The sequence below is a fragment of the Streptomyces sp. Pv4-95 genome (assembly GCF_045782725.1).
Lineage (GTDB): Bacteria > Actinomycetota > Actinomycetes > Streptomycetales > Streptomycetaceae > Streptomyces.
Genome location: NZ_CP127172.1, coordinates 4,984,365 through 5,003,159, shown reverse-complemented (window position 1 = coordinate 5,003,159; position 18,795 = coordinate 4,984,365). Strand labels below are relative to the sequence as shown.

Sequence of the window (18,795 nt, the reverse complement as noted above, 5' to 3'; positions counted from 1 at the left end):
GTTCCGCCAGCCTATTGCCCGTCCGCACCGGAGACCCGGTGCGTTGCGATCTGCGCACAACGGGGCAACAACCTGTTGTACGAGTTCTTGCCGTTTTCGTAGCGCGCCGGGCTCCCGCGGCCGAGGCGCGCACGCACTGCACGGGGAGGTGCCCGGCCTATGCCGATGACGATGTCCAGGGCGAGGGTGGCCCGGCGGATCGCTACCGCCGCCGCGGTCGGCGGCGGCGGGGTGGGTCTGCTCGGCGTCGCCGCCGTCGGAGTGCTGCTCACCGAGGTCCGCCTCGCGCGCCGTACGGTCGGCGGCTCCAGCGACATTCCTCCCTGCGCCGACGGCCGCTACGGCGCCGCCTTCGGCCACCGCTCCGACCGGCCGCCGCTGCGGCTCGGCTTCCTCGGCGACTCCACCGCCGCCGGCCAGGGTGTCAGCCGGCCCCGCCAGACCCCGGGCGCGCTGCTCGCCTCGGGCCTCGCCGCGGTCGCCGAACTTCCCGTCGACTTCCGCAACGTCGCCCTGCCCGGTGCCCGGTCCGACGACCTGGAGCGCCAGGTCGATCTGATGCTGGCCGAGGAGCGCACCAGGCCCGATGTCTGCGTCATCATGATCGGTGCCAACGATGTCACGCACCGGATGCCGTTCGCGGAGTCGGTGCGCCTGCTGTCGGACGCGGTGCGCCGGCTGAACGAAGCGGGCTGCGAGGTCGTCGTCGGCACCTGCCCGGACATGGGCACCATCGAGCCGGTCTACCAGCCGCTGCGCTGGGTGGCCCGCCGCCTCTCCCGCCAGCTCGCGGCCGCGCAGACCATCGGTGTGGTCGAGAGCGGCGGCCGTACGGTCTCGCTCGGGGATCTGCTCGGCCCGGAGTTCGAGGCGCGTCCCCGGGAGCTGTTCGGCCCCGACAACTACCACCCGTCGGCGGAGGGCTATGCCACCGCCGCGATGGCGGTGCTGCCGACGCTGTGCGCCGCGCTCGGCCTCTGGCCCGAGGAGGAGCGGCCGGAGCCCGCCCGCCGCGAGGGCATCCTGCCGGTCGAGCAGGCCGCCGCACGGGCCGCCTCCGAGGGCGGTACGGAGGTCACGGCCTCCCGCGCCCCGTGGGCACTGCTCAAGCACCGCAGGCGTCGTCAGTTGCCGGACCCGGAGTCGCCGGACCGGCCGCCGGTCACGCACTGAGCGGAGCGGCGCGGGGCGAGGGGAGGGTGCGGGCAGGTCGCCGGCCCTCCCCTCACCTCATAAGCGCCCGCTTAGAAAAGAGGCCCTCATCACAGCGCGCGACCCGTGACCTCGGCACTACGTGCAGGTAACTTCCCTCACAGTCCTGCCCCGTCGTCCGACTGTTCCGTCCCCCGAGGCACCCCCGGCAGACGCGGGGATCCTCGCCGCGCCACACCTTCTCACTGGAGCCGTGATGCCCGAAGCCGTGATCGTCTCAGCCGCCCGCTCCCCGATCGGCCGCGCCTTCAAGGGGTCGCTGAAGGACCTTCGCCCCGACGATCTGACCGCGAAGATCATCGAGGCGGCGCTCGCCAAGGTGCCCGAGCTGGACCCGACCACCATCGACGACCTGATGCTGGGCTGCGGCCTCCCCGGCGGCGAGCAGGGCCACAACCTCGGCCGCATCGTGGCCGTCCAGATGGGGATGGACCACCTCCCCGGCTGCACCGTCACCCGTTACTGTTCCTCCTCGCTCCAGACGACCCGGATGGCGCTGCACGCCATCAAGGCCGGCGAGGGCGACGTCTTCATCTCCGCGGGCGTCGAGACCGTCTCGCGGTCCGTCAAGGGCAGCTCCGACGGCCTGCCGGACACCCACAACCCCCTCTTCGCCGACGCCGAGGCCCGCACCGCGGCCCGCGCCGAGCAGGAAGGCGCGGACTGGCACGACCCGCGCGAGGACGGCCTGATCCCCGACGCGTACATCTCGATGGGGCAGACCGCCGAGAACCTGGCCCGCCTCAAGGGCGTCACGCGTCAGGACATGGACGAGTTCGGCGTGCGGTCGCAGAACCTCGCCGAGAAGGCGATCAAGGACGGCTTCTGGGAGCGGGAGATCACTCCGGTCACGCTGCCCGACGGCACGGTCGTCTCCCAGGACGACGGGCCGCGCGGCGGCGTCACGCTGGAGGGCGTCTCCGGCCTCAAGCCGGTCTTCCGCCCCGACGGTCTGGTGACGGCCGCCAACTGCTGCCCGCTCAACGACGGTGCCGCGGCGCTGGTCATCATGTCCGACACCAAGGCGCGCGAGCTGGGCCTGACCCCGCTGGCCCGGATCGTCTCCACCGGCGTCTCCGGCCTCTCCCCCGAGATCATGGGCTACGGCCCGGTGGAGGCGTCCAAGCAGGCGCTGTCCCGTGCCGGCCTGTCGGTGTCCGACATCGACCTGGTCGAGATCAACGAGGCGTTCGCCGCCCAGGTGATCCCCTCCTACCGCGACCTGGGCATCGACCTGGACCGCCTGAACGTCAACGGCGGCGCCATCGCGGTCGGCCACCCCTTCGGCATGACGGGCGCCCGCATCACCACGACCCTCATCAACTCCCTTCAGTGGCACGACAAGCAGTTCGGCCTGGAGACGATGTGCGTGGGCGGCGGCCAAGGAATGGCGATGGTCATCGAGCGGCTGAGCTGAGCCGAAGCGGAGGGTAGGGGTCACCCGACGAAGGAGGGTGGCACCTGCCCGCAGCGCAGGCGAAGCGCAGCGCGACCATCAACCCGTGCGGCTGAGCTGAGCCGGAGCGGAGGGTAGGGGTCACCCGACGAAGGAGGGTGGCACCTGCCCGCAGCGCAGGCGAAGCGCAGCGCGACCATCAACCCGTGCGGCTGAGCTGAGCCGGAGCGGAGGGTAGGGGTCACCCGACGAAGGAGGGTGGCACCTGCCCGCAGCGCAGGCGAAGCGCAGCGCGACCATCCGCCGGGGTCGATGCGGTCGCCGTTCCGAGCAGCTGAAGTGAGCCATTTATCCGGTTCGCGTCGCGGGGCGGGGCGGTTTGGCGGTGGGTTCGCCGGGGCCGGCAAAGGGTGCGTGCGGAGGGCATGCGGGGAGGAACTCCCCAACTCGCCCTCGGCGCGCACCCTTCGGCATGGTACGGACACGTACAGCGACGCCGAGTGACCTGCGTCACCTGGTGACAAGATCGCGACCCAATCGCTCCCAGGATTGTGACCAACGCCCCGACGGAAATGCGTTCTTGCAGGTCAGCATGGGGCCACCCGAACGCATGAGGGCCTTAGCCCCGTCCATTTCGGGACATAGTGCACTGGGAACGGTCGCCGACCACCGGCAGGCTGATGTAGGAAGTCGGGGGACATTCTGCTATCGGGAGTACGCCAATGAGCGAGCGCATCACGGGGGTCCCTCCGGCCAATGGCGGCCAGGGGAAGTCCATGAACAGGTGCGCGCCCCGCGCAGTCGGGGCCGCCGAGCGAAGTGGAGAGGACGCATGAGCGTCACCACCCTCGTCATGCCGACGGCAGCGGCCGTCGCCGTAGCGCTGGGCGCCGCAGCCCTGCACACGGCGCGCGGCCTGCGCCGCCAGATCGCCGAACTGCACGCCGAGCTCGTCGCCGCCCGCACGGACGCCGCCGAGGGCAGCGACGCGGAGGCCCTGGCCGCCGCGTCCATCCCGGCCGCCCGCGCCACCCCCGCCGCCGAGACCCCACTGGCCGATATACGTGCCGCGGTCGCGGACGCGCTGGCCGAGGAGCGGGAGCGCGAGCTGGCCGAGGCCCGTGCGTTCTGGGCGGCTCAGGAGGCCAGGGACGCCACGGACGCCACGTCCATGCTGGGCGGGCAGGCCGGCCTCGGCGAGGAGGGCCTGGACGCCCGTGCGGGCCACCCCGAGCGCCTTGAGCTGGACCGGCTCGACAACCAGCCGTTCCTGCCGCGTCAGGCGGACCTGGCCGGCCTGGAGCCGCTGCTGGGCCCGGACGCCCTGGAGCCGATGAACGCCCTGGAGTCCGTGGAGGCTCTGGATGCGCTCGACGTGGAGTTCGAGCCGGTCGAGGAGCCCGAGTCCGCCGAGCTGGCCGCCGCACGCCGGCGCCACCCCTCGCACCCGGACTTCTCCCCGGCGCCGGTCATCGGCGACCACGAGCGCACCGTCGCGCGCCTGGAGGAGCTGGCCGACCAGGGCACGCCGCTCGCGGACGTGCGCCCCGGCCCGCTGGGCACCCTCGATGTCTACGTCTTCACCGACGGCACCACGCTCTGCCTGACCCCCGGGCACCGCGAGACCGCGGAGAGCATCGCCGGTGCGCTGCGCGAGGGCCAGGCCCCGGTGCTGCTGGGCGGCTCCGGCATCTCAGGTGCGTACGCCCTGACCTTCGCCTGGGGCGAGGACGACCAGGAGAGCGTCTACATCCTGGCCGACCGCGTCATCGCCTCGCTCTGACCGGACGAGCAGACGGCGGGCCGCCACGGTCCGCCGCGCCCGCTCCCGCGTCCCCCCGGCAGTTCCCCTAGCAGCGTCCCGCGGTCTCACCGACCAGTCGCACGGCCTCCGCCAGCTCTTCGGCGGGGGCCTTTTCCACGCCCTGGGCCGTCGCCTCGCCCGCGGGGCCGGCCGCCGCCGCCCGCAGCGCCTCGACCAGATCATGGCCGGCCACGGCGAGTTGGTCGCCGGCCGCGAACATCCCGGCGTCCGGCAGCTCGTGGGGCTCCCGCTCCGGGCACTCGATCCGCTGCGCGCGCCGGGCCAACTCCCTGGCGAGGGCCAGTCCTTCGGCGGCGGCACCACGGGCAAGGGCGCTCTGCGGCAGCGACCTGAGCCGGTCGGCGAGGGCGTCCACGGCAGTCTGCAAAGGCATCACGTCAAGCACGCGGTGAGCCTATGTGCCCCTCCTGGGTGGTTGCCAACGCCCGAACGCTCAGGCACGGTGGGCTGAAGAACCAGCATCGACCGCGTCCGGAGGCGCCGATGTCTCAGCTCTTCTCCGAAGAGACCCACCGGAACATGCTCTCCCGCATCCCATCCTGCACCGGCCGGGAAATCTCCGACTGGCTTCGCACCGTTGACGAAGGCCCATCTCTCTTCCGCTTCGACGAAAAGGTCAGCTGGCTCCGTGGCGAGCACAACCTCGCCTACGGACACGCCAAGGCGATCGTCCACGAACACGACCTCAGGCGTGCCGCCCGCAAGCGTTGATACGCCCTGACGGGACGGTCATCCCGACACAGAAGGGCCCGCGGGCAGTTGCCCGCGGGCCCTTCTGTCCGTTCTGTCGGCCGTGCCTGTCGTGCGGTGTGCCGACGGCGCCGGACCGGCCGGCGCGGTCGCCGTCAGTCGCCGCGCAGGATGGAGATCAGGCGCAGCATCTCCATGTAGATCCACACCAGCGTCAGCGTCAGACCGAACGCCGCCAGCCAGGACTCCTCGCGCGGAGCGCCGTAGGCGACGCCGTCCTCGACCTGCTTGAAGTCCAGCGCCAGGAACAGCGCGCCGAGCACCACGCCCACGACGCCGAAGAGGATGCCGAGGCCGCCGCTGCGGAAGCCGAGGCCGTCACCCCCGCCGAACACCATGAACATCAGGTTGACCATCGACAGCAGCACGAAGCCGATGGCGGCGATCATCACGAAGCGGGTGAAGCGGGCGTTGACCCTGATGATCCGCGTCTTGTACGCGATCAGCATGGCGACGAACACCGCCATCGTGCCCAGCACCGCCTGCATCGGGGCGCCGCTCAGCTTCGGAATGGCGTTGATGTAGCCGCTGAGCGCACCGAGGAAGAGGCCCTCCAGCGCCGCGTACGCCAGGATCAGCGCGGGCGACGGCTTGCGCTTGAAGGACTGGACGAGTGCCAGCACCATCGCGACGAGACCGGCGCCGAGCGCGAAGCCGAGGTTCTCGGTCAGGAAGAGCCAGCCGACGGTCGCGCCCGCGATCACCGTGCCGAGCGTCATGCCCGTGCGCGCGACGACATCGTCCATCGTCATCGGGCGCGTCTGCGGCGTGTACTGCGGCGGCGCCTGGGTGGCGTCCTGCTGGTCCGTGGCCTGCGGGTAGGGGGCGGTGGCCTGCGCGTAGGGATTGCCGCCCTGCGCGTAAGGGTTCGCGCCGGCGTACGGATTCGCTGCGGGGCCCCCGGCCTGCGGCGGCGCGTTGAAGCCCGCGTAGCCGGTGTCGCGGCTGAATCCCCGACGCGAGAAGACCGGGTTGCTGCTCCTCATCTCACTCCTCCATGGCCGCCCTGCGCGGCCTTGACGCAAGCGTAATGGCTTGGCAAAGACGCGTCCCTAGTTCTTGAGCAGGATCTTCTCCTGAACTTCGGGCGACGCGTCCGCTACATGGAGTACGTACGAGAGGCCCCGGAGGTGCCCGACGGCCCGCACACGGGGCAGGCGCCGTCCGTACTCCAGGGGCCGCCCGTGCCACCGCCACCCGGACGGCCGCGGGCGAGGCGCCTCCGGACGGCTCCTACCCGGAGGGCGGGGGCTCACGCCGCCCGGCGGGTCTGCGGGACCGGGCGCCCGGCTCCCCGGTTTAGGGAAACACCGCCAATTTCCACTCGGCGGGTCGATAAATACCCCGTCGGCAAGAAGCCCCCGCCTCTCTCGGGGTGAATGGAGAAAGCGGCGGACGCACCCGAATCCGAACGCGGCTCGGGGCTCGCGTCACCGCCACGGCGGGCCCGCGGCGGAGCCGTTTCGGAGCCCGCGCCGTCCCCGCACCAGAACCCCCATACGGATCAGGACCGTGCGTGCCCTTCCGCGGGCCGGTCGTTTCGCCGTTGCCCGGCAGGCAACCGTTTCGCGGCGGCGCCCGTCTTCCCTGGTAGCCGGAACCTGCCCGGCGGGTGGATCTGCGGCGATTCCCGAAAGCCCGCCGCCGGGCCGGTGGAGGCACCCGGCCGGGCCCGCCCCGCCGGTGACCTTCGGTAGTCGTGCAGGTGCGAGCGGTCCGCCGGTCAAGGGTGCAGATGGGTCTATTCTGGCGGGAAACAGTAGCGATAAGAGGGTTGAGGTGCCTGTGCCTGACGTCTCAGTAGTCGTGATCGTCTACAACGACGCCGACCGGTTGCCGACCGCTGTCCAGTCCGTACTGGATCAAACGCTCCGGGACGTCGAGGTGGTGATCGTCGACGATTGCAGCACCGATCGCTCCTTCGAAGTGGCGCAGCATCTCGCCGCCGTTCACAAGGGACGGGTAAGAGCCTTCCAGCTGCCGGAGAACAGCGGTGCCGGGGGCGAGCCCCGCAATGTGGGAATTCAGCACACCACGGGTAAGTACGTCATGTTCCTGGACAGTGACGATGTCCTGGAAATCAATGCGTGCCGCAATATGCTGGAGGCCGCCGAGGAAAGCGGATCGGATATTGTCTCCGGTCTGTGCGTCCGGCTGCACAAGGACACCCGAAACCAGAAGCGCGACGAATGGTATGCGTGGCTGTACGGCACCACGCGCACGCTGGAGTCCGTGGAGGAATTGCCGGACCTCTTCGTTTGGGACACTTTGTCCACAAACAAGTGCTATCGCCGGGATTTCCTTGTCGAGAACAATCTCCGGTTCCCCAAGGGGATGTTCTACGAAGACCTGATGTTCATCGCCGACGCCTACCTCGCGGCGCGTCGGATCACGCTGATCCCCAACCAGGTCTACTTCTGGCACGTGTACGAGCGGGCCGCCGTGAAGTCGGTGACCAACCGCCGGCACGAGATGACCAACTACGCCCACCGGCTGGAGGTCCACCGGCGCATCGACGCCTTGCTGGCGGAGCGCGGGCTGAGCGAGCTGAAGCTCGCCAAGGACGTCAAATTCCTCAAGCACGACCTCGTACTGCACCTGCGCGATCTGCCCTTCCGGGACGCGTCCTACCGCCGTGAGTTCGCCGAACTCTCCCGGGAATACCTGTCGAGCATCGCGCCGGAGGCATTCGAGCGGGTCCAGCCGATCCAGGCCATCTGTGCGTACTTGCTGCAACAGGGTGACTGGGACAATCTCATTCCCGCGGTCGACACCCTCATCAACCGCGACAAGGTCTCCTCGCCGCTCACCGAGCGCGACGGCCGCATCTACTGGTGCGGCGGTCATTTCGACGACCCGTTCGGCCGCGGTGTGCTGGACGTCACCGACCTCGGCTACCACGAGAAGCCGGTCAACAAGCTGTTCCTGCGCAACCAGCTGACCCGGTTCGCCGAGGACGGCGGCGCGGTGTCGCTGGAGGGCTCGATCACCAATCCGCTCGGCGTCATCCCCGCCGGCGCGCGGCTGACCGGCGAGCTGGAGTTCAGCGCCCGCCGACGCAGCCTGCAGTCCTTCCACTTCCCCGTGCACGTGCTGCGCCACGACGGCGACACCGTCCACTGGGAGGCCGCCGCGGATCTCACCGCGCGGCTGCGTCCGCTGGGCGTCGTCGACACCATCTGGGACGTGCGCCTGCGCCTGGAGATCGACGGGGTGCCCACCACGACCCGGCTGACCGTCGCCGACACCGCGCTGTCCGGGCGCCCGCTGCCGGTCCGGCCGCGGCTGACGCGCCTGGTCGCCGACCACATCGAGGCGCAGGTCTCCGCCAAGGGCCACCTCGCGTTCCAGCTGCTGAGCGAGAGCCGCAACGGCGAGCGCGTGCAGGAACTGATCGCCCGCGGGGTGCGCGGCAGGCCGGGGACGCTGGCGAAGACGGGCTTCCGCAAGGCGCGCGCGCTGCGCAAGAACCTCGTCTCGGGGGACAACAAACTCCGCGCCTATCACGAGGTGTTCAGCCGGCTGCCCATCAAGAAGCGCACGGTCGTCTTCGAGAGCCACCTGGGCAAGCAGTACAGCGACAGCCCCCGCGCCCTCTACGAGGAAATGCGCCGGCAGGGCCTGGAATTCGAGGCGATCTGGTCCTACACCGGATCGCCGAAGGACTTCCCCAAGGACGCCACCTTGGTGCGGCGGTGGTCGCTGCCGTATTTGAAGGCGCTCGCACAGGCCGAGTTCTGGGTGGACAACCAGAGCTATCCGCTCAAGCTCACCAAGCGCCCGGAAACGACCTACATCCAGACCTGGCACGGCTCGGCCCTGAAGAACATGGGCTTCGACCAGCCGGCCCTGAAGGCCACGACGCGGCAGCAGCAGGCGGAACAGCAGCGTTCCCTGGACCGTTTCGACCGGTTCCTGATCCGCTCCGAGCACGATGTGCGCACCCTGGCCAAGGCCTTCCGGCTCAAGGAGAAGACGCTGCTGCGGGTCGGCTACCCGCGCAACGACGCCCTCGTCAGGGCCCGGGAGCGGGAAGCGGAACTGGGCCGTCGTGAACGCGGCGAGCTGGCGGCCGAGTTGGGGATCTCCGAGGACAAGACGGTGCTGCTGTACGCGCCGACATTCCGCCGGGCGGGCGGCCGGCACGGCCGTTTCGAGCTGCCCTTCGACGTGGAGCGTTTCGCCGACCAGTTCGGCGACCGCTATGTCCTCCTGGTGCGGTCGCACTACCTCAATCACGTGGTGCTGCCCCCGACGGTGCAGGGCCGCGTCATCGACGTGTCGGCGCGCCACGACATCACTCCGGTGCTGCAGCTGGCCGACGGTCTGATCACCGACTATTCCTCGGTGATGTTCGACTACGCGCTGCTCGACCGCCCGCTGGTGTTCTTCACCTACGACTACGACGAGTACGTGCACGAGGGCCGCGGCACCTACTTCGATCTCCTGGAACACGCGCCGGGCCCGGTGGTCCGTACCGAGGAGGACTTCTACGAGACCGTGAAGTCCTTCGAGACGCAGTCCCTGGAGTACGCGGCGGCCCGCCGGGAATTCGTCGAGAAGTTCGGGGAATTCGACCGGGGCAACGCCGCACAGAGCATCGTCGACCAGTTCTTCGCGCAGTGGAGCCGTTGATGACCAAGCCGAACGCAGCACCGCCGCGGGACATCTTCCTCGTCTCCAACAGCGTCAACGAGCTGGGCGGTATCACCAGTTGGTCGCACCAGATGGCGCGCCTGTTCAGCGAGCGCGGGCACCGCGTGCACGTCGTCGGCGTGGTGCCGCCGCCGGAAGGCCGGGTTCACGAGCTGGCCGACGACCTGCCCTACCGGACCACCACGCTCTACGACGAGCACCCGCCGAGCGTGCGGCCCGCGCGCGGCATCAAGGGCAGGCTCAACCTCGTCGAGCAGCGGCGCCGCGCCGCCCGGGAGGCCGGGATGCGCGAACAGGCCGCCAAGCTCACCGGGCTGTTCCGGGCGGCCCGGCGGGACGGCGTGGTGATCGTCACCCAGGTGTGGGCGATGGAGTGGGTGGCGCTCGCCGACACCGCCGGGCTCCAGGTGATCGGCATGACCCACGAGTCGTTCGCGACGTGCCGCAAGTCCTCCCGCTTCCAGCGCGTGAAGCGGTTCTACGCGGACACCGACCGGCTGCTCGCCCTCACCCGCGAGGACGCCGACCACTGGATCCGGCAGCGGCTCGACAACGTCGGCTTCATGCCGAATCCGCTGCCGTTCTTCCCCGAGGTGCCCTCCGACCGCTCCCGGCGGTGCGTGGTGAGCATCGGCCGGCTGCACGAGGAGAAGGGCGTGGACCTGCTCCTGGAGGCCTGGGCGAAGGTCGCGTCGAAGCACCCGGACTGGACGCTGCGCCTGTACGGCTCCGGCGAGGAAGCGGAGGCGCTGCGCAAGCAGGCCGCCGAGCTGGGCGTCGCCACCTCCGTCGAATGGATGGGGCGGACCGCCGATGTGCCCGGAGTGCTGCGGGAGAGCGCGGTGTTCGCGCTCAGTTCGCGCGGCGAGGGATTCCCGCTGGCTCCCATGGAGGCGATGGCCACCGCCGTTCCGTGTGTGGCCTTCGACGTGGCCCCCGGCGTCCACGAGATCATCACGGACGGCGAGGACGGCCTCCTCGCCCCGCCGGGCAATGTCACCGAATTCGCCCGCCATCTCGACACGTTGATGTCCGACAAGGCACTGCGTGACCGCATGGGCGAAGCCGCCCGCGAGAACATCCAGCGGTTCTCCACGGAGGAGATCGTGGCCCGCTGGGAGGCGCTGTTCGCGCTCCTGGAGCACTGAGGCGCCGAAGCGGCACAGCGAGAGGGGCCGCCGGTCTTGACCGACGGCCCCTCTTTCGTTGAAAATTCAGATATATCAGCCGCTCGATGAGCCGGTCGCCGGCAGTGCCCGGAGCCGGACTTGAACCGGCACGGCCCGAAGGCCAGCGAGGTTTAAGCTCGCCGTGTCTGCATTCCACCATCCGGGCGTGGGATCCCCCATGCCACCTCAAAGAGGGCAGCACGAGCGTAGCCCGCAGCGCACCGCAGAGATCGGCCGCTCATCCCGAGGTTGTCTTATTTTATTGGCAACTGAGGGTGCATCAGTGACCGGTACAAGCCTTCGGCACATGCCTGAAGCCTCGCTTCGGGGTTGCACGGTGCGGCGAAATTCGTGCCCGAATTGACCGGAAGTCGATGTCTGGCGGGTGCCGTGATCACCCGCGCGGACTCGAACATCCGAGGGGCCCGGCATCAGGGTTCCGTCTCCTCCCCAGGGATGACCGGGTGATTGCGGGGTACGCCCCAGGGCTGGCGCAGGACGGGCACCAGGGTTGACGTTCGCGCCCCCTTTCCTCACTCACGATGGAAGGGAACCTCGCGCGGCATGGCGGACCCCGCCACCGCGTCACCCGTACGTCGTCCCGACAGGAGCTCGTTCCCGTGACCACCACTCACTCCGGCGTCCCCACCGCCACCCGTTCCACCGCGGTGGCCGCCCGCGCCACGGATCTCACCAAGGTCTACGGACAGGGTGAGACCCAGGTGGTCGCCCTGGACGCCGTCTCCGTCGACTTCCGGCAGGCCCAGTTCACCGCGATCATGGGCCCCTCCGGCTCCGGCAAGTCGACGCTGATGCACTGCATGGCGGGACTGGACGGAATATCCGGTGGCTCGGCCAGGATCGGCGACATCGAGCTGACCGGACTGAAGGACAAGAAGCTCACCCAGCTGCGCCGCGACAAGATCGGCTTCATCTTCCAGGCGTTCAACCTCCTGCCCACGCTGAACGCGCTGGAGAACATCACCCTGCCGATGGACATCGCCGGCCGTAAGCCGGACCGCGCCTGGCTCGACCGGGTCGTGGAGACCGTCGGTCTGGCGGGCCGCCTCAAGCACCGCCCCAGCCAGCTCTCCGGCGGCCAGCAGCAGCGCGTCGCGGTGGCCCGGGCGCTCGCCTCCCGGCCGGAGATCATCTTCGCCGACGAGCCCACCGGCAACCTCGACTCCCGCTCCGGCGCCGAGGTACTGGGCTTCCTGCGCAACTCCGTGCGCGAACTGGGCCAGACCGTGGTGATGGTGACGCACGACCCGGTCGCGGCGTCCTACGCGGACCGCGTGGTCTTCCTCGCCGACGGGCGCATCGTCGACGACATGCCGGACCCGACCGCGGACATGGTGCTGGAGCGCATGAAGGGCTTCGACGCCAAGGGGCGTACGAGCTGACCAGCGGCAGCCACCCGCACTCCGGACCTCTCCTCCAGGACTGACTGACACATGTTCCGTACCGCCTTGCGCAATGTGCTCGCGCACAAGGCCCGGCTGCTGATGACCGTCCTCGCCGTCATGCTCGGCGTGGCCTTCGTCTCCGGCACCCTGGTCTTCACCTCGACCATCTCCGACGCGTTCCAGCGCAGCTCCCAAAAGGGCTTCGACCACGTCGACGTCGCCCTCCAGCCGCACGGCTCCGAAAGCCGGTCGGGCGCCCCGGGCGGCGCGCCCGACCTCGACCAGAAGCTGCTCGACAAGGTCGCCGCCGTGCCCGGCGCGGCCTCCGCCACCGGCACCGTGTCCGGGTTCACCGCCGTCGCCGACAAGCACGGCAAGCTGATCGGTGACGGCTTCTCGACCCGCGGCGGGAACTACTACCCCGGCAAGGACGGCAAGGACGCGCGCTACCCGCTGCGCGACGGCGCCGCGCCCCGCGGCGGCGCGCAGATCGCGCTGGACGCGCACACCGCGGACCGGGCCGGCTACCGGGTCGGCGACACCGTCCGGATCTCCGTCGACGGCCCCGTCCGCGAGGCGAAGCTGACCGGCATCTTCACCACCGACGACGGCACCGTGGCGGCCGGCGGCAGCCTGGCGCTGTTCGACACCGCCAGTGCGCAGAAGCTGTTCGCCGCGCCCGGCGCGTACAGCGAGATCGATGTGCAGGCGGCTCCGGGCACGTCCCAGAGCGCCCTGAAGGCCGCCGTCGACAAGGTGCTGCCCCGGGACGGCGTCGAGGCCACCACCGGCAAGAAGCTCGCCGACGACCAGGCCGAGCAGATCGCCCAGAGCATGGACGGCATGAAGACCGGCCTGCTGGCCTTCGCCGGGATCGCCCTGTTCGTCGGCATCTTCATCATCGCCAACACCTTCACCATGCTCGTAGCCCAGCGCACCAAGGAGCTGGCCCTGATGCGGGCGGTCGGCGCCAGCCGCCGCCAGGTCACCCGGTCGGTGCTGATCGAGGCGTTCGTCGTCGGCGCGATCGCCGCCGTCGCGGGCCTCGCGGCCGGTATCGGGATCGGCGCGGGGCTGCGCACCCTGATGAACGGCACCGGCGCCACGGTGCCCGACGGCCCGCTCGTCGTCTCCCCGTCCACGATCCTGGCCTCGCTGCTCGTCGGCGTCGTCGTGACCGTCCTGGCCGCCTGGCTGCCCGGCCGCCGCGCCGCGAAGATCCCGCCGGTCGCCGCGATGAACAGCGTGCACGCCACCGCCACCACCAAGTCGCTGGTGGCCCGCAACACCATCGGCGCGCTCTTCGCGGGTGCCGGTACGGCCGGCGTGCTGACCGCCACCGGCATGGACGACGGCAAGGCCGTGATGGGCGGAGGAGCGGTACTGCTGCTGATCGGCGTGTTCGTCCTGACGCCGCTGCTGTCCCGCCCGCTGATCGCCCTGGCGGCGCCCGTGCTGCGCGCGTTCGGCATCTCCGGCAGCCTCGCCCGGCAAAACGCCGTGCGCAATCCGCGTAGGACCGCGGCCACGGCGTCGGCGCTGATGGTCGGCCTCACCCTCATCACGGGCCTGACGGTGATCGCGGGCAGCGTGCAGAAGGGCATCGACAAGATGGCCACGTCCGCGCTGAAGGCGGACTACGTCGTCTCCATGGCGGGGATGACGCCGCTCTCCCCCGAGGTCGCGAAGAAGCTCGGGGACCTGGACGACGTCACCGCCGTCAGCCCGCTGCGCAACTCCCCCTCCCGCGTCGGCACCGGAACGGAGTACCTGACCGGCGTCAACGGCGGGGACTTCGGCAAGCTCACCCAGCTCGACTTCACCGACGGCTCCCTCGGGCGGCTGAGCGGCGACGCGGCCGTGGTGGACGCCACCACTGCCAAGGAGAAGGGCTGGCGGGTCGGCTCCCGCCTCCCGGTGACCTTCGAGGACGGCAAGAAGGGCACGCTGAGCGTCTCGGGCGTCTACGAGGGCAACGAGATGATCAGGGGCATCATCCTCGACAACGCCACCCTGGCACCGCACCAGAAGCACATCACCGACATGCGGGTGATGGTCAAGACGAAGGACGGCGCCACCGACGCGACGAAGGACTCGCTGGTCGAGGCCCTCGGCAAGAACCCGGCCATCACCGTCCAGGACAAGAAGGACGTGTCCGACAGCATCGCCCAGATCTTCAATCTGATGCTGAACATGCTCTACGGCCTGCTGGCCATGGCCGTGATCGTCGCGGTGCTCGGGGTCATCAACACCCTGGCGATGTCGGTCTTCGAGCGCTCACAGGAGATCGGCATGCTGCGCGCGATCGGCCTGGACCGGCGCGGCATCAAGCGGATGGTGCGCCTGGAGTCGCTGGTGATCTCGCTGTTCGGCGGGGTGCTCGGTATCGGCCTCGGCGTGTTCTTCGGCTGGGCGGCCGGTGAGCTGATCGGCAGCTCCCTCGCGACGTACGAACTGGTGCTGCCGTGGGGCCGGATGGGCATCTTCCTCGCCCTGGCCGCGGTCGTCGGGGTGCTGGCCGCCCTCTGGCCGGCCCGCCGCGCGGCGCGGCTCAACATGCTGGAGGCGATCAAGGCGGAGTAGCCGCCGCCCGCACCGCCCGAGGGCCCCGGAGCCCCGTGTGTCACCGCCCCCGCCGAGCGGGGGCGGGCCACGGGACCGGGGCTCTCGGCGTTCGCCCCGGCCTCCGCGGAGAACCGGGCCGGGCGGCCGGTCGCCCGCCCGGGAAGCCGATGGATGCACGCAAAACGCGCATTGGGTTATCACATGGTGCGAACCAGGATGATCGCCCATAGCTTCGGCCTCATGAGGAAACGCCACATCATGTACGCGCTCAGCGCCGCGACAGTGACCGCCACATGTCTCGGCGCCGCGCCACCTACCGATATGAAGGTCCGGCATGTCGTCCGCGCGGGCGATTCGATCCAGGAGGCTGTGGACTCCGCACGAGCAGGTGACACCGTCGTCGTCTCGCCCGGCACCTACCGGGAGAGCGTCCGGATCGACACCTCCGGTGTGACGCTCCGCGGGGCAGGCCCGCGGACCGAGATCGTGCCGGACGGGAACAGGGCGGACAGCGCCTGCGCGCAGAGCGGCAACGGCATCTGCGTCACCGGCACGGCCGGGGAACCGGTCGAGAACGTCACCATCCGCTCCCTGACCGTCGCGGGCTTCAAGAAGAACGGCGTCTGGGCCACCGGAACCGACCGGCTGACCGTCCGCGGGGTGACCTCGCGCAAGAACGGCCAGTGGGGCATCGCGCAGGAGAAGTCCGTCCGCGGCACTTTCCAGAACAACAAGGCCATCGACAACGGCGACGCGGGCATCTTCCTCGCGAACACCGTCAACGAGGAGGGCGGGGCCCTCGACACCCGCGGCGCGGCGATCGAGGACAACCTGCTCACCGGGAACCGCATCGGCATCACCGTCCGGCGCGTCAGGAACCTGACGGTCGACGACAACGAACTCACCGGCAACTGCGCCGGCGTGTTCATCGTGGGTGACGAGTCGCGCCCCAGGGCGGGAGCGATGAAGGTCCGCGGCAACGAGGTGATCGAGAACAACAAGCACTGCCCCGGCAGCAGCCGCCTGCCGTTCATCCAGGGCTCCGGCATCGTCCTGACGGGCGCCGAGGAGACGCTGGTGCAGGGGAACTACATCCGCAACAACGTCGGCACCTCGCCGATGTCCGGCGGGATCGTCCTCTTCCGCAGCTTCGTGGGCACCCAGAACGAACGCAACGTCATCAGCGACAACCTGCTGCTCCTCAACAAGCCGGCCGACCTGGCCAACCGTGACACGGGCACCGGGAACCGCTTCATCCGCAACATGTGCCGCTCGTCGGAACCGGCGAACCTGTGCTGACGGGCGTCACCCCTTCACCGGGAGAATCGAGGCGGCATGACCACCGTTAGCCCCACACCCCCGCCGGCGATGCGGCTGCGGGAGCTGGTCTTCGGAGCGGCGTGCGCGGCCGCCGTACGCGCGGCGGCCCGGCTCGGCGTCGCGGACGCCCTCGGCGACGCGCCCGCGACCGCGGAGGAACTGGCCGTCGCGGTGCACACCGAGGCCCGGCCGCTGCACCGGCTGCTGCGCGCCCTGTCCTGCTACGGGATCTTCGAGGAGACCGCGGACGGGGCGTTCGTCCACACCGAGATGTCCCGGCTGCTGCGGGACGACGCCCCCAACAGCCTTCGGTACATCTCCCTGTGGTGCACCGAACCGTGGACCTGGGAGGCGTGGCCGCGGCTGGACGAGGCCGTGCGCTCGGGCCGCAGCGTCTTCGACGACCTGTACGGCAAGGGGTTCTTCGACTACCTCCACCAGGACGCCAAGGACTCCGCGCAGGTCTTCAACCGCGCCATGACCACCTCCAGCAGACAGTCGGCCGAGGACATCGCAGAGCTGCTCGACCTGACCGGGGCGGCGTCGGTGGCGGACATCGGCGGCGGCCAGGGCCATGTGCTGGCCAGTCTGCTGGAGAAGCACCCCACGGTCGAGGGCACGCTGCTGGACCTGCCGGACGTGGTGGCGAACGCCGATCTCCGGCTCCGCGACGGCGGCCCGCTCGCCCCCCGGGTGCGGATCGTGCCCGGCGACTGCCGCCAGGACATCCCGGTCCGGGCGGACCTCTACATCATCAAGAACATCCTGGAGTGGGACGACGAGAGCACCCGCACGACCCTGCGCAACGTCGTCGCTGCCGCCCCGCCCGGCGCCCGGGTCGTGATCATCGAGAACCTCATCGACGACAGCCCCTCGATGAAGTTCACCACGGCCATGGACCTGCTGCTGCTCCTCAACGTCGGCGGCGCCAAGCACACCAAGGAGAGCCTCGTCAGCCGCATGACCGAGGCCGGCCTGACCCTCCGCGAGATCCTGCCGGTCAACGCGTATCTGCACGCCTTCGACTGCGCCGTGCCGGAGTGAACGCGGCGGCAGGGCGCCGGGAGAGGTCCTCCCCCGGCGCCCTGCCCGTCCCCTCGGCCTGTCTGTCTACAGCGCCGCCTCATCCCTCCCAGGCACGGGCGCGCAATGGCACCCCGGACGCACCGGACTCCGGCGTGCGCACCGCCAGCACCTGGTTGACCCCTATCCGGTTGCGCTCGAAGGACAGCGCGGACGCGGCCATGTAGAGCCGCCAGACCCGGGCCCTGCCCGGGGTGGTGAGCGTGACCGCCTCCGCCCAGTGCTCCTCCAGGTTGGCCACCCAGCTGCGCAGCGTCAGCGCGTAGTGCTCTCGCAGGACCTCGACGTCGCGCACCTCGAAGCCGGCGTCCTCCAGTGCCCCCGCGGTCCGGCCGACGGGCGCCAGCTCACCGTCGGGGAAGACATAGCGGTCGATGAACTCATCGACGTGGTAGGCCTCTTCGTCGGTGATCGGTCGGCGGGCGATCTGGTGGTTGAGCAGCCGCCCGCCGGGCTTGAGGAGGGCGTACAGGGCGCGGGCGTACTCGGCGTACAGGGTCCGGCCGACGTGCTCGGCCATCCCGATCGAGGAGATCGCGTCGAACGGCTCGTCGTGGATCTCGCGGTAGTCCTGCACCCGGATCTCGATGCGGTCGGCGAGCCCGGCCTCGGCGATCCGCTTGCGGGCGAAGACCGCCTGCTCCTCGGAGAGGGTGATGCCGACCGCCCGTACGCCGTACTCGCGCGCGGCGTGCAGCACCATCGAGCCCCAGCCGCAGCCCACGTCGAGCAGCCGCTGCCCCTCCTTGAGCCCGAGCTTGCGGCAGACCAGGTCGAGCTTGTCGCGCTGGGCTTCCTCCAGGGTGGCGCCGGCGTCGGCGGCCGGCCAGTAGGCGCAGGAGTAGACCATGGACGGGCCGAGCACCAGGGCGTAGAAGTCGTTGCCGACGTCGTAGTGGTGGCTGATGGCTTCCTTGTCGCGCAGCAGGGTGTGCAGCGGCCCGCGGCGGTTCCTGGCCTCTTCGGCCGGCGGGGCGGGCGGTATCGGGAGGCCGACCAGCGACAGCAACTCCCGGCCGGCGGCGCGGACCTCCGGGCGGGCGAGGGTGCGCAGGGCGGCGGCGCGGCGCGGTTCGGGGGCGGCGGTGCCGCGCTCCCAGATCAGTTCGGCGAGCAGGTCGAGCGCCGTGTAGAGGTCGCCCTCGATGTCGACGTCACCGGCCACCCAGGCGCGGGCCAGGCCGAGTTCGCCCGGCTTGAACAGGAGGCGGCGCAGTGCGCGGCGGTTGCGGATGACGAGTGTGGGTGCCCCCGGCGGGCCGGACTCGCTGCGATCCCAGGCGCGGATGCGGACCGGGAGGGGAACTCCCAGCACCTCCTCGGCGAGCTTGGTGAGCCGTCCAGCGGCTTCTGCCATGTCGCACACCTCCGTGTTGACGAGCCGGGCGAAGAAGTTTCACCCACCACGTAAAC

Annotated in this window: 13 protein-coding genes and 1 tRNA gene; 10 read left to right on the top strand and 4 right to left on the bottom strand. The window is 70.3% G+C overall.

The window, feature by feature from the left end:
* The first annotated feature begins 159 nt into the window (after positions 1-159).
* The 3 genes from QOM21_RS21955 to QOM21_RS21945 all read left to right on the top strand — a co-directional run bounded on the left by QOM21_RS21955 (position 160) and on the right by QOM21_RS21945 (position 4,391).
* Complete coding sequence (locus tag QOM21_RS21955) at positions 160-1,173, top strand: SGNH/GDSL hydrolase family protein (RefSeq protein ID WP_407552498.1); 1,014 nt, start codon at positions 160-162, stop codon at positions 1,171-1,173.
* Between the two features lie 235 nt (positions 1,174-1,408).
* Complete coding sequence (locus QOM21_RS21950) at positions 1,409-2,629, top strand: acetyl-CoA C-acetyltransferase (protein WP_407552496.1); 1,221 nt, start codon at positions 1,409-1,411, stop codon at positions 2,627-2,629.
* 811 nt (positions 2,630-3,440) lie between these two features.
* Complete coding sequence (locus tag QOM21_RS21945) at positions 3,441-4,391, top strand: hypothetical protein (protein WP_407552494.1); 951 nt, start codon at positions 3,441-3,443, stop codon at positions 4,389-4,391.
* Between the two features lie 67 nt (positions 4,392-4,458).
* Here QOM21_RS21945 and QOM21_RS21940 read toward each other — a convergent pair whose 3' ends face one another.
* Positions 4,459-4,818, bottom strand: a complete 360-nt coding sequence (locus QOM21_RS21940; RefSeq protein ID WP_407552493.1) for a hypothetical protein — start codon at positions 4,816-4,818, stop codon at positions 4,459-4,461.
* 98 nt (positions 4,819-4,916) lie between these two features.
* Between QOM21_RS21940 and QOM21_RS21935 the strand changes: the two genes are divergently transcribed.
* Positions 4,917-5,144 (top strand): DUF4287 domain-containing protein, encoded by a 228-nt coding sequence (locus tag QOM21_RS21935; protein ID WP_393892426.1) that lies wholly within the window; start codon positions 4,917-4,919, stop codon positions 5,142-5,144.
* 134 nt (positions 5,145-5,278) lie between these two features.
* Here the strand turns inward: QOM21_RS21935 and QOM21_RS21930 are convergent, their stop codons facing one another.
* Positions 5,279-6,169: a Bax inhibitor-1/YccA family protein gene (locus QOM21_RS21930; RefSeq protein ID WP_407552491.1), complete on the bottom strand. Its 891-nt coding sequence runs from the start codon at positions 6,167-6,169 to the stop codon at positions 5,279-5,281.
* Positions 6,170-6,968: 799 nt separating this feature from the next.
* Between QOM21_RS21930 and QOM21_RS21925 the strand changes: the two genes are divergently transcribed.
* Positions 6,969-9,818, top strand: a complete 2,850-nt coding sequence (locus tag QOM21_RS21925; RefSeq protein WP_407552489.1) for a CDP-glycerol glycerophosphotransferase family protein — start codon at positions 6,969-6,971, stop codon at positions 9,816-9,818.
* Positions 9,818-10,987: a glycosyltransferase gene (locus QOM21_RS21920; RefSeq protein WP_407552488.1), complete on the top strand. Its 1,170-nt coding sequence runs from the start codon at positions 9,818-9,820 to the stop codon at positions 10,985-10,987. The genes QOM21_RS21925 and QOM21_RS21920 overlap by 1 nt, the downstream gene beginning before the upstream one ends.
* Before the next feature lie 105 nt (positions 10,988-11,092).
* Here the strand turns inward: QOM21_RS21920 and QOM21_RS21915 are convergent.
* Positions 11,093-11,174: transfer RNA gene (locus tag QOM21_RS21915), tRNA-Leu, on the bottom strand.
* A gap of 454 nt (positions 11,175-11,628) precedes the next feature.
* Between QOM21_RS21915 and QOM21_RS21910 the strand changes: the two genes are divergently transcribed.
* The 4 genes from QOM21_RS21910 (at position 11,629) to QOM21_RS21895 (ending at position 17,343) form a co-directional block, all read left to right on the top strand.
* Positions 11,629-12,411: an ABC transporter ATP-binding protein gene (locus tag QOM21_RS21910; protein ID WP_407552487.1), complete on the top strand. Its 783-nt coding sequence runs from the start codon at positions 11,629-11,631 to the stop codon at positions 12,409-12,411.
* A gap of 51 nt (positions 12,412-12,462) precedes the next feature.
* Positions 12,463-14,997 carry an ABC transporter permease gene (locus tag QOM21_RS21905; protein WP_407552485.1) on the top strand — a complete coding sequence of 845 codons (2,535 nt, stop codon included), beginning with the start codon at positions 12,463-12,465 and terminating at the stop codon, positions 14,995-14,997.
* 222 nt (positions 14,998-15,219) lie between these two features.
* On the top strand, positions 15,220-16,278 hold the full coding sequence (locus QOM21_RS21900) for a nitrous oxide reductase family maturation protein NosD (RefSeq protein WP_407552483.1): 1,059 nt from the start codon (positions 15,220-15,222) through the stop codon (positions 16,276-16,278).
* Between the two features lie 36 nt (positions 16,279-16,314).
* On the top strand, positions 16,315-17,343 hold the full coding sequence (locus QOM21_RS21895) for a methyltransferase (protein ID WP_407552482.1): 1,029 nt from the start codon (positions 16,315-16,317) through the stop codon (positions 17,341-17,343).
* 79 nt (positions 17,344-17,422) lie between these two features.
* On the opposite strand, the gene QOM21_RS21890 is transcribed toward QOM21_RS21895, so the two are convergent.
* Complete coding sequence (locus QOM21_RS21890) at positions 17,423-18,739, bottom strand: class I SAM-dependent methyltransferase (RefSeq protein ID WP_407552480.1); 1,317 nt, start codon at positions 18,737-18,739, stop codon at positions 17,423-17,425.
* Positions 18,740-18,795 lie beyond the last annotated feature (56 nt).

What these genes read in the sequence shown, in the direction of transcription:
- QOM21_RS21955 (WP_407552498.1), top strand. Translation starts at nt 160, where the DNA reads ATGCCGATGACGATGTCCAGGGCGAGGGTGGCCCGGCGGATCGCTACC.
- QOM21_RS21950 (WP_407552496.1), top strand. Translation starts at nt 1,409, where the DNA reads ATGCCCGAAGCCGTGATCGTCTCAGCCGCCCGCTCCCCGATCGGCCGC.
- QOM21_RS21945 (WP_407552494.1), top strand. Translation starts at nt 3,441, where the DNA reads ATGAGCGTCACCACCCTCGTCATGCCGACGGCAGCGGCCGTCGCCGTA.
- QOM21_RS21935 (WP_393892426.1), top strand. Translation starts at nt 4,917, where the DNA reads ATGTCTCAGCTCTTCTCCGAAGAGACCCACCGGAACATGCTCTCCCGC.
- QOM21_RS21930 (WP_407552491.1), bottom strand. Translation starts at nt 6,169, where the DNA reads ATGAGGAGCAGCAACCCGGTCTTCTCGCGTCGGGGATTCAGCCGCGAC.
- QOM21_RS21920 (WP_407552488.1), top strand. Translation starts at nt 9,818, where the DNA reads ATGACCAAGCCGAACGCAGCACCGCCGCGGGACATCTTCCTCGTCTCC.
- QOM21_RS21905 (WP_407552485.1), top strand. Translation starts at nt 12,463, where the DNA reads ATGTTCCGTACCGCCTTGCGCAATGTGCTCGCGCACAAGGCCCGGCTG.
- QOM21_RS21900 (WP_407552483.1), top strand. Translation starts at nt 15,220, where the DNA reads ATGAGGAAACGCCACATCATGTACGCGCTCAGCGCCGCGACAGTGACC.
- QOM21_RS21895 (WP_407552482.1), top strand. Translation starts at nt 16,315, where the DNA reads ATGACCACCGTTAGCCCCACACCCCCGCCGGCGATGCGGCTGCGGGAG.
- QOM21_RS21890 (WP_407552480.1), bottom strand. Translation starts at nt 18,739, where the DNA reads ATGGCAGAAGCCGCTGGACGGCTCACCAAGCTCGCCGAGGAGGTGCTG.